The 13,506-nt window shown below is 66.0% G+C and carries 12 protein-coding genes; 10 read left to right on the top strand and 2 right to left on the bottom strand.

The window, feature by feature from the left end:
* Nucleotides 1-24 precede the first annotated feature (24 nt).
* The 5 genes from RY1_RS19810 to RY1_RS19835 all read left to right on the top strand — a co-directional run bounded on the left by RY1_RS19810 (nucleotide 25) and on the right by RY1_RS19835 (nucleotide 5,361).
* Nucleotides 25-1,044, top strand: coding sequence for a FecCD family ABC transporter permease (locus RY1_RS19810; protein ID WP_218019825.1), 1,020 nt, complete (start codon nucleotides 25-27; stop codon nucleotides 1,042-1,044).
* Nucleotides 1,041-2,114 (top strand): FecCD family ABC transporter permease, encoded by a 1,074-nt coding sequence (locus tag RY1_RS19815; protein WP_139279922.1) that lies wholly within the window; start codon nucleotides 1,041-1,043, stop codon nucleotides 2,112-2,114. Before RY1_RS19810 ends, RY1_RS19815 begins: the two co-directional genes overlap by 4 nt.
* Nucleotides 2,115-2,117: 3 nt before the next feature.
* Entirely contained in the window at nucleotides 2,118-3,005 is an 888-nt protein-coding gene (locus RY1_RS19820; RefSeq protein WP_072805753.1) for an ABC transporter ATP-binding protein, read from the top strand.
* An 8-nt stretch (nucleotides 3,006-3,013) separates the two neighbouring features.
* Nucleotides 3,014-4,021, top strand: coding sequence for an ABC transporter substrate-binding protein (locus RY1_RS19825; RefSeq protein ID WP_139279923.1), 1,008 nt, complete (start codon nucleotides 3,014-3,016; stop codon nucleotides 4,019-4,021).
* 173 nt (nucleotides 4,022-4,194) lie between these two features.
* Nucleotides 4,195-5,361 (top strand): DUF1444 domain-containing protein, encoded by a 1,167-nt coding sequence (locus RY1_RS19835; RefSeq protein WP_072805830.1) that lies wholly within the window; start codon nucleotides 4,195-4,197, stop codon nucleotides 5,359-5,361.
* A gap of 4 nt (nucleotides 5,362-5,365) precedes the next feature.
* Here the strand turns inward: RY1_RS19835 and RY1_RS19840 are convergent, their stop codons facing one another.
* A complete protein-coding gene (locus RY1_RS19840) occupies nucleotides 5,366-5,938 on the bottom strand; it encodes a dihydrofolate reductase family protein (RefSeq protein WP_072805755.1) in 573 nt (190 codons plus the stop codon).
* A gap of 47 nt (nucleotides 5,939-5,985) precedes the next feature.
* A complete protein-coding gene (amaB, locus tag RY1_RS19845; RefSeq protein ID WP_072805831.1) occupies nucleotides 5,986-7,521 on the bottom strand; it encodes an L-piperidine-6-carboxylate dehydrogenase in 1,536 nt (511 codons plus the stop codon).
* A 120-nt stretch (nucleotides 7,522-7,641) separates the two neighbouring features.
* Here amaB and lat point away from each other — a divergent pair, with 120 nt between their 5' ends.
* Genes lat through RY1_RS19870 form a run of 5 tightly spaced genes read left to right on the top strand, consistent with a single transcriptional unit; the run spans nucleotide 7,642 to nucleotide 13,476 of the window.
* Nucleotides 7,642-8,967, top strand: a complete 1,326-nt coding sequence (lat, locus tag RY1_RS19850; protein WP_072805756.1) for an L-lysine 6-transaminase — start codon at nucleotides 7,642-7,644, stop codon at nucleotides 8,965-8,967.
* 54 nt (nucleotides 8,968-9,021) lie between these two features.
* Complete coding sequence (locus tag RY1_RS19855; protein ID WP_072805757.1) at nucleotides 9,022-10,332, top strand: MFS transporter; 1,311 nt, start codon at nucleotides 9,022-9,024, stop codon at nucleotides 10,330-10,332.
* 13 nt (nucleotides 10,333-10,345) lie between these two features.
* Nucleotides 10,346-11,809 carry a pyridoxal phosphate-dependent decarboxylase family protein gene (locus tag RY1_RS19860; protein ID WP_072805758.1) on the top strand — a complete coding sequence of 488 codons (1,464 nt, stop codon included), beginning with the start codon at nucleotides 10,346-10,348 and terminating at the stop codon, nucleotides 11,807-11,809.
* An 8-nt stretch (nucleotides 11,810-11,817) separates the two neighbouring features.
* Entirely contained in the window at nucleotides 11,818-13,056 is a 1,239-nt protein-coding gene (locus RY1_RS19865) for an alpha/beta fold hydrolase (protein WP_072805759.1), read from the top strand.
* Nucleotides 13,057-13,116: 60 nt separating this feature from the next.
* Nucleotides 13,117-13,476, top strand: coding sequence for a PLDc N-terminal domain-containing protein (locus tag RY1_RS19870; protein WP_072805760.1), 360 nt, complete (start codon nucleotides 13,117-13,119; stop codon nucleotides 13,474-13,476).
* Nucleotides 13,477-13,506: the final 30 nt, after the last annotated feature.

Raw genomic sequence — 13,506 nt, forward strand, 5'->3', positions numbered from 1 at the left:
TAAGCATGTCCTATAGTCTTGCGAGTGCCATCGCCCTCTCGCCCACGCCCGACCGTTCGCGGTTCAGGCGTACTACTCGGGCTCACGCTGGCGCTGGTCGCTGTCTGCGTCGCCAGCCTGCTGCTGGGTAGCAACCGTCTGAGCATCGACGCCGTCCTCGACGGATTGTTCACCGGCGGTGACACCACCCAGGGCTCGGTCGTGTGGGGGTCGCGGGTACCGCGTACCGTCGTCGGACTTCTGGTCGGTGCCTGCCTCGGTGTGGCAGGCGCGCTCATGCAGGGTCACACCCGAAATCCGCTCGCCGACCCCGGCCTCTTCGGAGTCTCCGCGGGCGCAGGCTTCCTCGTCGTACTGGGGGTATCGGCGTTCGGTGTCGTCAATCCCAGCAGCTACGTCTGGTTCTCCCTGGTCGGGGCATTCCTGGCGACGATCGCGGTCTTCTCGATCACCGTCGCGGGCAGCGGCACCGCCAGCCCGGTTCCGCTCGCTCTCGCCGGGTCCGCGGTATCTGCCCTGCTCGTCGCATGCACGTCGTTCATCGTTCTGACCGACCGCAGTTCGTTGGAGGCCTACCGGCTCTGGGTTGTCGGATCGCTCACCGGACGCCAACTCGACATCGTCTATGCGGTACTGCCGTTCGCCATCGTCGGGTTCGTGCTCGCGGCGGTGAACACCCGCGCACTCGACAACCTCTCGCTCGGCACCGAGATGGCACAGGGACTCGGCGAGAACATCGTGTGGTCCCGAATCGTCGGATTGGGTGCGATCACGCTGCTCACCGCGGCAGCGACCGCAGCTGCCGGGCCCATCGGTTTCGTCGGCCTGACGGTTCCGCACGTCGCGCGCGCGTTCGTCGGCTCGGGACACCGACTTGTCCTTCCAGCATCGGCGCTGATCGGGGCAAGTCTCGTCCTGGCGGCCGACGTCATCGGCCGACTGATCGGCGGCTTCGCCGAAGTCGAGGTCGGCATCGTCCTCGCGGTTCTCGGCGGACCGGTGTTCGTCATGATCGCCCGCCGCAGGTCCCTGGTGACGTTGTGAAAACCTCGATCGCAGACAAGCCATGGGCGGCCGGAGTCCGCGTCGGCCCCCTCGGAGTGTCCTGGAAGCCCCGCGCTCTGATCGCCACCGTGGCCGCGCTGGTCGTCGTTCTCGTACTCTTCGTGTTCAGCACCACGATCGGTGCGGGAGGACTCGGACCGGCGACCGTCGTCCGTGCACTCGCGGGACTCGGCGACTCGCCCGAGCGATTCGTCGTCGTCGAACTGCGTCTGCCTCGCACACTGGTCGGCGCACTCGTCGGCCTGGCACTGGGCATCGCAGGTGCACTGACACAGACATTTGCTCGCAATCCCCTTGCCACACCGGACATTCTGGGCGTCACGTCGGGTGCATCCGTCGGAGCCGTCACCGCGATCGTGATCGGCGGCGGCAGCTACACCGTCGGCAACGGCCTACTGACGCTGGGACTTCCGGCGTGTGCCGCACTCGGCGCCGTCATCGCTGCCGCGGTGGTCTACGGCCTCGGGTGGCGCGGCGGGATCCAGAGTTACCGCATCATTCTCGTCGGCATCGGCGTCGGTGCCACACTCGACGCCGTCACCAGTTACATGCTGGTCCGCGCACAGATCTCGCAGGCAGCAGCCGCATCGCAATGGCTCGTCGGGAGCCTGTCCTCCGTGTCCTGGTCGAGCGTCACTCCGCTGCTGACGGTGGTTGCGATCGCACTGCCACTGTCGCTGGCGGTGTCCTCAGCACTGGCCGTCGGGCAACTCGGGGACGACGTCGCACGCGGCGTGGGGCTGGGAATTCAGGTACACCGCGTCGTCGTCATCGCTCTCGCCGTTGCCTTCACCGCTGCCGCGGTGGCAGCCGCCGGGCCGGTCGGGTTCGTCGCGTTCGTCGTTCCACAGATCGCGGTCCGCCTTGCAGGAACAAATCGGCCACCGCTGCTGCTGTCGGGGCTCGTCGGCGCGGCACTGGTTCTGGCGAGCGACACCGCCGCACGCACGCTCTTTCCGTGGGAGGTACCCGTCGGCATCATCACCATCGTGGTGGGAGCGCCGTACCTCATCTGGCTTCTCGTCCGGCACCGTAAGGAACTCGCGTAGACCATGAACGCCCAAGCCCGCAAAGCCCAAGCCCCTGACGCACAAGCCCACCAAGCACCGGTTCTCGAGGCACCGGTTCTCGAGGCACCGGTTCTCGAGGCACGAGGCCTGCGCTTGGCCTACGACAAACGCACCATCCTCGACGGCCTCGACCTGCAGATCCACGCCGGAACGATCACGACGCTGCTGGGCGCCAACGGTTGCGGAAAGTCGACGCTGCTCAAGGCATTCGGGCGAATACTCACCCCGAGCGACGGTGTCGTCCTGCTCGACGGCACACCGATCCGCACGCTGCACGGCCGCGACGTCGCCAAGAAACTCGCCATTCTGCCGCAGAATCCGGTAGCGCCGTCGGGAACCACGGTATTCGATCTCGTCATGCGTGGACGCAATCCGCACCAGAGTTGGGCGAGGCCATGGTCGTCCGAGGATGCGGACATCGCCGAAGCTGCCATCGCTGCAACGGGTTTGACCGACGTCGCCGATCGCGACGTCCTCACGCTCTCCGGCGGCCAGCGTCAACGTGCATGGATCGCGCTCATCGTCGCACAGCAGGCCGACACGCTGTTGCTGGACGAACCCACGACCTTCCTCGACCTCAACCACCAGCTCGAAGTACTGAGACTGCTGCGTCGACTCAACCGTCGGCAGGGCAACACTGTTCTGCTTGTGCTGCACGATATCTCGCTGGCTGCTCGCTTCTCCGACCGGCTCGTCGTGCTGTCGACCGACGGAAAGATACTCGCCGACGGCACTCCCCCGGACGTTCTGACGCCGCAACTGCTGCACGCGGCGTTCGACCTCCGTGCCCGCGTGATCGACGACCCGGTCACCGGCACCCCCCTCGTAGTACCCGAGGAGGACGACGAGTTCTCCACCACCACACAGTGAGGCACATCATGTTCACCAGATCGCGGTCCCAGGCCGCCCCAGTTGCACTGCGGGCGTTGATCGCTCTCGCTGCAACGAGCGCCGTCGTCCTCGCCGGCTGTTCGTCCACCGACAGCGACACCTCCGCCGACCGATCCTGGTCCTTCACCGACGACCTCGGTGAGACGATCACCCTCGATCACACTCCCGAGGCCATCGCCGGTCAGAACGACCTGCTTGCCCCACTGATGGAATACGGCGCATCGCCCATCGCGTCGTTCGGGTTCTTCTCACTCGAAGAAGACGGCCGCTTCGACGACTTCGACACCTCCGGCATCACCGAGGTCGGCACGTCGTACGGAGAGATAAACCTCGACGAGCTCGCACTGGCCAAGCCCGACGTCATTCTCACCACCATCTACCCGATGGACGAGAACGGCACACTGCCCGAGGGGAATCTGCGGTACGGCCTCAAGGACCTCGCGCAGCAGGAGCAGCTGGAGAAGATCGCCCCGATCATCACCATCTACGTCGGCGGCGAAGGCCAGAAGGTCCTCGACCGCATCGCCGAGCTCAGCACCGCCCTCGGCGCCGACTCGGGAACCGTCGACGCAGCGAAGAAAGACTTCGACACAGCGGGCGAAACCCTGAAGACCGCCGCCGCGAACAGCGAACTCGTCGTCACCCCGATCTACGCCGACACCGACGGGCTCTACACCTACAAGGCCGACGACGAACCGACACTCCAGCTGTACAAGACCTTCGGCGTGAACTTCTTCGAACCGACCCCGGAAGGTTACTACTGGGGTATCTACAGCTGGGAGAACGCCACCGAAGTCAGCGGCGACGTCATCCTGCTCGCCAAGGACGGCTACCAGGTCGACGACCTCAAAGCCCAGCGCACCCTCGCCGGAAACCTCGCCCTGAACGCAGGCCAGGTCCACCCGTACAACCAGGCACCGATGGACTACGCCTCCCAGGCCTCCTACATGACCGACCTCGCCGGCTGGATCCAGCAGGACAAAGTCCTGAGCTGACGCCCGTCGTGCGCGTGGTCGGACCAAACCCCGACCACGCGCACGTTCCACTCCTGCATATCCCGGTCATTCCGCAGGCTCCACTCCTGCATATCCCGGTCATTCCGCAGGCTCCACTCCTGCATTTCCCGGTCATTCCGCAGGCTCCACTCCTGCCCGCTACGATCTCCCGGATGGGGGCAAACGAAGTGGATCCGAGAACGAGCCTTGCGTACCTCGTCCTCGAACGCCTTCGGATCGAAAGCGGACCGGACCCGGTGTACGACTCCGCGAACTTCTCGGTCCGCTACGGCGACGACGACGTTCTGTTCCTCGACAATTTGTTCGAGGAAACAGCGGGCTGCGACGAAACCGAACTGGCAGCGCACGTCGAACATTTCGTCGCCACGACCATCGCCGCCAACGACGACCCCGGCAGCTGGGACGCCGCGCTCCCTCGTCTGCGCCCGATACTGAAACCGTCGACGTACACGATCGGCGCGCCGCCGTCGGGCCTGCTGGTCTCGCGGCGAATCTTTCCGCTCGTCGACGAACTGGTCGCCGTCGACTCGCCCGGCAGACGCACGGTGGTGTCCTGGGAAACGATCGCTGCCTGGGGCGTCGACCCGGCGACCGTGTTCTCCGCCGCCCGGTCGAATCTCGCGACCATCACCGTGCACGCCGATCCGTCGAAAGGTCGTGCAGTGCAACGGCTCGTCGACAGCGGCAGCAGCTACTTCACGTCCTGGCTCCTCGACCCGGGTTGGCTCGCCTCGCACCGAGGTCGATTCGGTTGCGCACCGGTCGCTTTCGTTCCCGACGTCGATACCGTCTTCGTGGTTCCGAGCGATGACCCGGGCGTACTGGCCCATCATTTCGAACTCGTCGAGCGGCAGTACACGCACACTGCGCGCGGGCTGTCGCCGCAGGCGTACACCGTCGACGACGATGGCACAGTCGTCACCTTCGACACTCTGCACCCCGAGAACCCCGGCACCGAGCGAGCGCGGTGCGTGCACATTGCACGGGAGTACGACGCCCAATCCGGTTGGCTACGAAACCAATACGACCTCGACGGTGTCCGCAGCACGGTCGGCACGGTGTCGGTGAAGACGACGCCGTTCGGTCCGCGCACCGTGACCATCTGGGACCAGGGGATCGATTCCGTGCTGCCGCGAACCGATCTCGTCGCGTTCTGCGGGCACGCGTCGGAACCGTTCTACGTCCAGTTCGAGGACGTCGCCCGGATCACCGGGATCGCGCCGGTGTTCGGGCTCGACCCCGCCCGATTCCATGCGTCGTCGTGGCCTACTCCTGACATCGTCGAGGACCTGGCAGCACACAGCATTCGGATCGACTGACCGGTCAGTGCTCGACGGTGTACTCGTTGATGACGATGCCCGACTCGTACGGGGTGCTTGCGACCAATCGCGTGCGGATCGGGGCGTACTCGCGTTCGGCGAACAACTTCTTGCCCGACCCGAGAAGTACCGGATTGACCTTGAGGATCAGTCGGTCGATCTCCCCGACGAGCGACGACGCGAGCATGCCGCCCCCGCAGAGGTAGATGCCGCTTCCGGCGTGCTTTTTCAGCTCACGAACCAGACCGACAGGGTCCTCGTTCGTCACCGTCACCGAGGGATCGGCGACGGTGTGCGTTCCCGAGAACACGTATTGCCGCAGATGGGCGTATGGACTGACGGCACCGTGGGGCAGGCCGGCCGCATAGGTGTTCGCGCCCATCAGCACTGTGTCGAACCGGCTCAGGTCCGGTGTCAGTCCGAGCGCCTCCAATCCCGGAGTGGGCAGCGCGTCCGTGTAGTCGCGCAGGATCATCTCGATGTGATCGCCCTCCACGGGAAAGGCGTCGAACGTGTCGTCCGGTGCGGCGATGTAGCCGTCGAGACTGACAGCGACGTAGTAGACCAGTTCACGCACGATTGCCTCCGTTCAGTGCTCGGTGTGCTGTGCCTCCGAGCCGCTCGTCAGGTGAACTTCACTCCCTGAGCCAACGGGAGTTCGTTCGAGTAGTTGATCGTGTTGGTCGCCCGGCGCATGTAGGACTTCCATGCGTCCGAACCGGATTCACGCCCGCCCCCGGTTTCCTTCTCACCACCGAATGCGCCGCCGATCTCGGCGCCGGATGGCCCGATGTTGACGTTGGCGATACCGCAGTCCGAGCCGGCGGCCGACAGGAACTTCTCGGCCTCGCGAAGGTCGGTGGTGAAGATCGACGACGAAAGGCCCTGCGGCACATCGTTGTGCAGGGAGATGGCCTCGTCGAGGGTGTCGTAGGTGAGCACGTAGAGGATCGGCGCGAACGTCTCGTGACGGACGATGTCGGTCTGCGCGGGCATCGTGACGACGGTCGGCTGGACGTAGTAGGCGTATTCACCGAAGGTGTCGACACGGGCGCCTCCCGCTCGGACCGTGCCACCGTCGGCTACCGCCGCATCGAGAGCCTTCTGGAAGCCGGTGAATGCGGGCGCATCGATGAGAGGGCCCACGAGCGTTCCGGGATCGAGAGGTGAACCGATGGACATGGATTCGTATGCACGCGAGATCCGCTCGACGAGCTCCTCGGCGATGGACGAGTGCGCGATGACGCGCCGCAAGGAGGTACATCGTTGCCCGGCAGTGCCTGCCGCCGAGAACACGATGCCGCGGGTGGTCAGATCCAGATCGGCGGACGGGGTCACGATGGCGGCGTTGTTGCCGCCGAGCTCGAGCAACACGCGCCCGAACCGCTCGGCGACGCGTGGTGCGACGGTGCGTCCCATCCGCGTCGAACCGGTGGCCGACAGCAACGCGACCCGCGGGTCGTCGACGAGCGCTTCCCCTGCCACCCGGTCGCCGATGACGAGCTGCGCGACCTTCGGATCGACTCCCGCCTTGGAGGCTGCACGCTCGAACAGCGCCTGCACCCCGAGTGCCGTCAACGGCGTCTTCTCCGACGGCTTCCACACCACGGTGTCACCCGCGACCAAGGCGAGCACGGTGTTCCACGACCACACTGCGACAGGGAAATTGAATGCCGTGACGACTCCGACGACGCCGAGGGGGTGCCACTGCTCCATCATCCGGTGGCCGGGCCGCTCGGTGGCGATGGTGTTGCCGTACAGCTGACGCGACAGTCCGACACCGAAATCGCAGATGTCGATCATTTCCTGCACCTCGCCGAGGCCCTCGGACACGATCTTGCCCGCCTCGATCGAGACCAGCGCTCCGAGATCGTCCTTGTGTTCGCGCAGCAATTCGCCGAGTTCGCGAATCAACCCACCGCGCACCGGCGCAGGCACCGCGGACCATGCCGTGAACGCGGCCTTCGCGTCGGCGACCACTGCGCCGACGTCGGAGGCGTCCGCGGCATACAGCGACGCCAGATTCCCGCCGGTGATGGGCGAGCGCGCCACGATCGGAAGCGTCGACCGTGGGACGTCGAGATCCGCACCGACACCGAGGCGTCCCAGTATCGCGCGAGTTCTGACGCTCAACTCGTCGTGCGTGACGGGGGAAGACATGATCAGCACCTTTCGAAGCCAGGGGGACGACGCATTCAATCTAGTCCAAGCAACACAACACAGTAAATTTTCCTGCATTCGCCGCTTGATTACGGAATATTCTCGCGTATCTTGAGATTCATGACCCAGGTATTGCAGCGCGCGGACTTCTGCGCCGACGACGTGCACGCCACCATCGGTCGCCACATGCTCGCCGACGGCTTCGAGATGGTCCTCGATCTCGACGCCTCGCACGGGAGCACGCTGGTCGACGCCCGAGACGGCACCGAGTACCTCGATCTCTTCACGTTCTTCGCGTCCTCGGCCCTCGGGATGAACCACCCGGGCCTGCGCGGCGACACACGATTCCGCGCAGATCTGCTGCAGGCAGCGATGAACAAGCCGAGCAACTCCGACATCTACACCGTCGCGATGGCACGCTTCGTCGACACGTTCGCCCGCGTTCTCGGCGACGCCCGTCTGCCCCACCTGTTCTTCGTCGAAGGCGGCGGCCTCGCGGTGGAGAACGCACTCAAGGTCGCCTTCGACTGGAAGAGCCGCTTCAACCAGGCGCACGGCATCTCGCAGGATCTCGGCACCCAGGTCATGCACCTCGAGCACGCTTTCCACGGCCGCACCGGATACACGATGTCGCTCACCAACACCGACCCGAACAAGGTGGCTCGATTCCCCAAGTTCGACTGGCCGCGCATCCCCTCGCCGTTCATCCGCAGCGGCGCCGACATGGAGGCACTCGAGGCCGATGCGCTGGCCGCGGCACGGCTCGCGTTCGAAGCCGATGTCCACGACATCGCGTGCGTCGTCGTGGAGCCGATCCAGGGCGAGGGTGGTGACAATCACTTCCGCCCACAGTTCCTGCAGCGGCTTCAGGATCTGTGTCATTCGTTCGACGCGCTGTTCGTCGTCGACGAAGTGCAGACCGGTGCAGGCATGACCGGAACCACGTGGGCCTACCAGCAACTCGGCCTCGAGCCCGACGTCGTCGCATTCGGCAAGAAGGTCCAGGTGTGCGGGATCATGGCGGGCGGACGAGTCGACGAGGTGGGCGACAACGTCTTCGCGGTCTCCTCTCGGATCAACTCCACCTGGGGTGGGAATCTCACGGACATGGTGCGTGCACGACGCATCCTCGAGATCGTCGAGTCGGACGACTTGATCGAACGCGCGTCCGCACTCGGAGACCATCTGCTGAACCGGCTGACCGACATGGCATCTCGCCACGGCGCTGTCACCGAGGTTCGCGGACGTGGCCTGATGTGCGCCTTCACACTTCCCGACGCGGCCACCCGGGATCGTCTCGTCGAGGACCTCCGCGGCGTCGAGCACGTACTCGTTCTCGGCTGCGGCACCAGCGCCGTCCGCTTCCGCCCCGCGCTGACCGTCACCGAGGCCGACCTCGACCGAGGCGTCGACGCGATCGAACGAGCTCTCGGCCGCATCGGATGATTCACAGTGATCGAAACTGTGGGTAGAGCTGTGATCTGCCTCTAGTCTGACCGAGTGACCGATCGAGCCGTGATTGCCGGATACGGCGCAGGCAGCATCGGCACCGGCGGTTTCGCCGCACTGCCCGGGCTCGTTCTGGCGTATTACCTGACCGACACTCTCGGTGTCGCGGCAGGAGTTGCGTCGTTGGTTCTCGTCGTGCCGAAGATCTGGGACGTGCTGTTGGGGCCGCTGGTCGGTGCGCTGAGCGATCGACGCTCGGCCAGAACCGGTTCGCGTAGCGCAGGGATGATCTTCGGTGCACTCGCGATGCCAGTGCTGTTCGTACTCACCTTCACCCCGCCGCCTGTCTCGCCCGCGTGGTGGGTGCTGGTGTTCTTCCTGCTCTGCGCCACCGCCTACAGCTTCTTCCAGGTGCCGTACATCGCGCTGCCGACCGAGCTCTACTCCGAACCGAAGGCTCGAACCAAGCTCGTCTCCGTGCGCATCGCCGTGCTCGCCGCAGCCATTCTTTTGGTGGGCGGCGGTGGCCCGGCGGTCAGAGACGCAGCGGGCGGTGGACCGCGCGGTTATCTGGTGATGGCGGTCGCGGCTGCCACCGTCATGTGCGTCGGGATGGTGCTGACGGTGTGGGGCACCCACGGCAGGTCCGTCGCGCGAGCCGATGCCGCGGCAGGCGATGTGTGGTCCCAGTACCGCGAAGGACTCGGCGCCCTCCGCTCGACGCCGTCGTTTCGAATCCTGCTCGGCGTCTTCGTCGTTCAGGCACTCGCCGTCGCGATCCTGCTCGCCGGAGCCCAGTATCTCGCGACGTACGTCCTCGGCAACGAAGCTGCACTGACGGGTCTGTTCGCGGCCGTCGTCGGACCGGCTCTCGTGGTCATGCCCCTCTGGTACCGCTTCGGACTTCGGTACGGACGAACACGCGGGTTCCGGGTGTCCTCGTGGGTGTTCGCGTGCGCTGCACTCTCGTTCGTCGGCGCGCTGTGGAGCCCCGGCGCGTGGGTGTACCTGTCTGCGGCACTAGCGGGCATCGGGTACGCAGGCATGCAGGCTTTTCCTCTGGCACTGCTCCCCGACACCATCGAACACGACGCTGCACTGTCGGGCCGTTCCCGAGCCGGCGCGTTGAGCGGAGTGTGGACCGCAGCGGAGACTGGTGGCCAGGCACTCGGCCCAGCGATCTTCCTGCTCGTTCTCGCCGGCGTCGGTTTCCGATCCAGCACCGACGACGACACTGTGCTGCAACCCGATTCGGTGGTGCCGGGTATCGTCCTCGGATGCTCGATCGTCCCCGCAGCTCTCGTGGTGCTCGGCATCGCGCTGCTGCGAGGATTTCGCGTGCCACAGCAGGTAGTCGCATGATGGAGGTCGGTACGTGAAGACCCGCTCGAAGGAGATCCTGGCCCGGCTTCGCGCGCTGCGTGCCGGTGACGCGCCGACCCACGGTGGCAGGGTCCTGTCCTACGTCTACGACAGCGGTGTCGCCGAACTGGACGAACTCGCCGCCCAAGCAGCACGCGAGGTCCACGCGGTCAACGGCCTCGACCCGACCGTGTTCCCGTCGGCCGGGGTCATCGAGAGTGAGCTGGTCCAGTTCGCGCGCACCCTCTTTCACGGGGACGGCTCCGTCGTCGGCAACGTGACCACCGGTGGCACCGAGAGCTGCATCCTGGCCGTGCTCGGCGCGCGAGATGCGGCCTCGGGGACGGCGGGTTCGTCCAAGGCAGGGTCGATCGTCTTTCCGATCACCGCGCACGCAGCGTTCCGCAAGGCCGCACATCTCCTCGGCCTGGAAGCGATTGTCGTTCCGGTCGATCCAGTGTCCGGGCTGCCGAGTCCACACGGTGTCGCCGATGCCGTTCGAGACGACACCGTGCTCGTCGTGGCATCGGCTCCCAGCTATCCGTTCGCGACACTCGACCCGATCGCCGACATCGCTGCGATCACCTCGGACCGCGGCATCGCGTTCCACGTCGACGCGTGCATCGGCGGCTTCGCACTTCCCTGGTGGGGCGAGTTACCCGCGTGGGACTTCGCCGTTCCCGGCGTCACCAGCATCTCCGCCGACCTGCACAAGTACGGGTACGCACCCAAGGGCGCGTCGGTGCTGCTCGTGCGTGGCCGTGACCGGCATCGGCATCAGTACTTCGGGACGACGGACTGGCCGGGTTATCCCGTCGTCAATCCGACGCTCCTCGGCTCCAGATCCATCACGTCGATGGCTGCGGCATGGGCGATCGTGACGTATCTCGGCGAGGCAGGATTCGCCGAACTGACCGGCCGGATGCACGATTCCACGACGGCTCTGATCGCCGCGGTCCGTGCGATTCCCGGCCTCCGCGTCGTCGGGGCTCCGGCAGGGCCATTGCTGGCCGTCGCAGCAGACGCCGACGCACCCGAGCCGGTCGATCCGCATCTCTGGCTCAATGCCGTTGCACGACGCGGCTTCTCGCTGCAGGCGCAACCGTCGTTGCAGCAACCCGACGGGACGACACTGCCCCGCACGACGCATCTGACCGTCACCCCGGCCACTGCCGTTGTTCAAGGCGAACTGGTCGCGGCCCTCGTCTCCGCGGCAGACGAGGTTCGTGGTCTGGCCCCTGCCGAACCACCTGCCGCACTCGCCGAGCTCGCACGCCTGTTCGGCGACGGTGTTCTCACGCCCGAGCAGGCGGTATCGCTACCGTCCGAGGACATCTACTCGGCGTTGCAGGCTGCAGGCGTCACCGGTGACGGCGAGTTGGACATGGCGTCGATACTCGCGGGCGTCGAACTGCTTCCGCGTGATGTCAGCGCGAGAATGTTGATCGAGTTCTTGGCACGGGTGATCGAGAAGTAGGGGGACACATGCGTTTTCGGATTGCACTGGGGATCGGGGTGGTGATGGCCACCGTCGCTGTGCCTGCACAGGCCTCACCCGATTTCTATGCCGAACCATCTTCTGTCCCAGCGGAACCGGGTGTGGTCATCGCATCCGAACCGATCTCGTTTCTCGGCCAGGTCGGCGCGCTGCCGGGCACCGCCCAACGCGTGAAGTACAGCTCGACGCTCGGCGACGGATCACCTGCCGCTGTCACGGGAACCTTTCTGGAGCCAGCGGTTCCCTACGCAGGCGGCCCGACGCCGACCGTCGTGATCGGGCCCGGCACCCAGGGTCAGGGCGATCAGTGTGCGCCCTCGCGCCAGTTCCCGACCGGCGGACAGTACGACCCCGCTACCGGCAGCACGTCGATCAACTACGAGGGTGCCTTCGCGGTTGCATTTCTGACCCAGGGCATACGCGTGTTCGTGACCGATTACATCGGGCTCGGCACACCGGGGATTCACACGTACGTGAACCGGGTCGAGGAGGGGCACGCGATGATCGACGGGGCCCGTGCGGCTCTCGCGATCTCCGGATCGGACGGTCCCGTCGGCTTCTGGGGGCATTCGCAGGGCGGCGGTGCAGCCGCGTCGGCGGCAGAACTCGCCGGGGAGTACGCGCCGGAACTCGACGTCGCGGGCACGTACGCCAGCGCGCCGCCCGCCGCTCTGGACGCGGTGCTGCGGCACATCGACGGCACCGGGCTGACCGCGGCGATCGGATTCGCGATCAACGGCTTCCTGGCTCGCTACCCTGAGCTTCGTGCCGTCGTCGACGAGGCCGCGAACGACCGAGGACGCGAGGTTCTCGCTCGTGTGTCCGGCCAGTGCCTCATCGAGGCGCGTCGGGAATTCGGAGGCACGACGACAGCAGAGTGGACCAGGGACGGGCGCACGCTCGCCGACGCGATCGGTGCCGATCCGATCGTCCGCCGCATCTTCGACGACCAACGCATCGGCAACCGAACCCCGAATGCTCCGGTGCTGGTGAACACGGCCACCAACGACGATTTCATCCCCACCGAGCAGTCCCGCCGTCTGGTCGCCGACTGGTGCGGGCGCGGCGCCGACGTGTCGCTGTACGTCGACGAGATTCCACCGATTCCCGGGGGGTTCGGCATCAATCACCTCGCGCCTGCGGCAGCCGATTTCGGCGTCGGGCTGGCGTTCATGCGCGATCGGTTCGCCGGGCTGCCGACCCGGCCGAACTGTGCGAAATCGTGATCGACCAGTAAAGTTTCCCAGGCAAAGGACCGACCGGTCTTTACTGGGGAGGACAGGCAAGTGCCGTATCTGGGTTTGATCATCATGATTCTCTGGGTGTTCTGCCTGATCGACGTCATCACGGCGGATGAATCGGGAATCCGGCATCTGCCGAAGATGCTGTGGCTGCTGCTGGTGATCTTCGTGCCCCTGGCCGGGTCGATCGTCTGGCTTCTGGTCGGACGTCCCATCGGGGGCGGTATCTGGGGCGGTGCAGGCGCACCGCGGCGCAGCAACTCCGCCTACCCCGAGTACGACGTCAGGCCCGGCCGAGCTGTCGCGACCAACCCGGATTCCGACGAAGAATTCCTCCGTCAGTGCCGCGCGCGCGCCGAGGAACAGCGCCGGGTGGGCCGCCAGCAGCGCCGGACCGAGGACTAGCACTACCCCGCACTAGGACCACCCAGGACT

The sequence above is a fragment of the Rhodococcus yunnanensis NBRC 103083 genome (genome assembly GCF_001895005.1).
In the GTDB taxonomy this organism is placed as follows: Bacteria; Actinomycetota; Actinomycetes; order Mycobacteriales; family Mycobacteriaceae; genus Rhodococcoides; species Rhodococcoides yunnanense.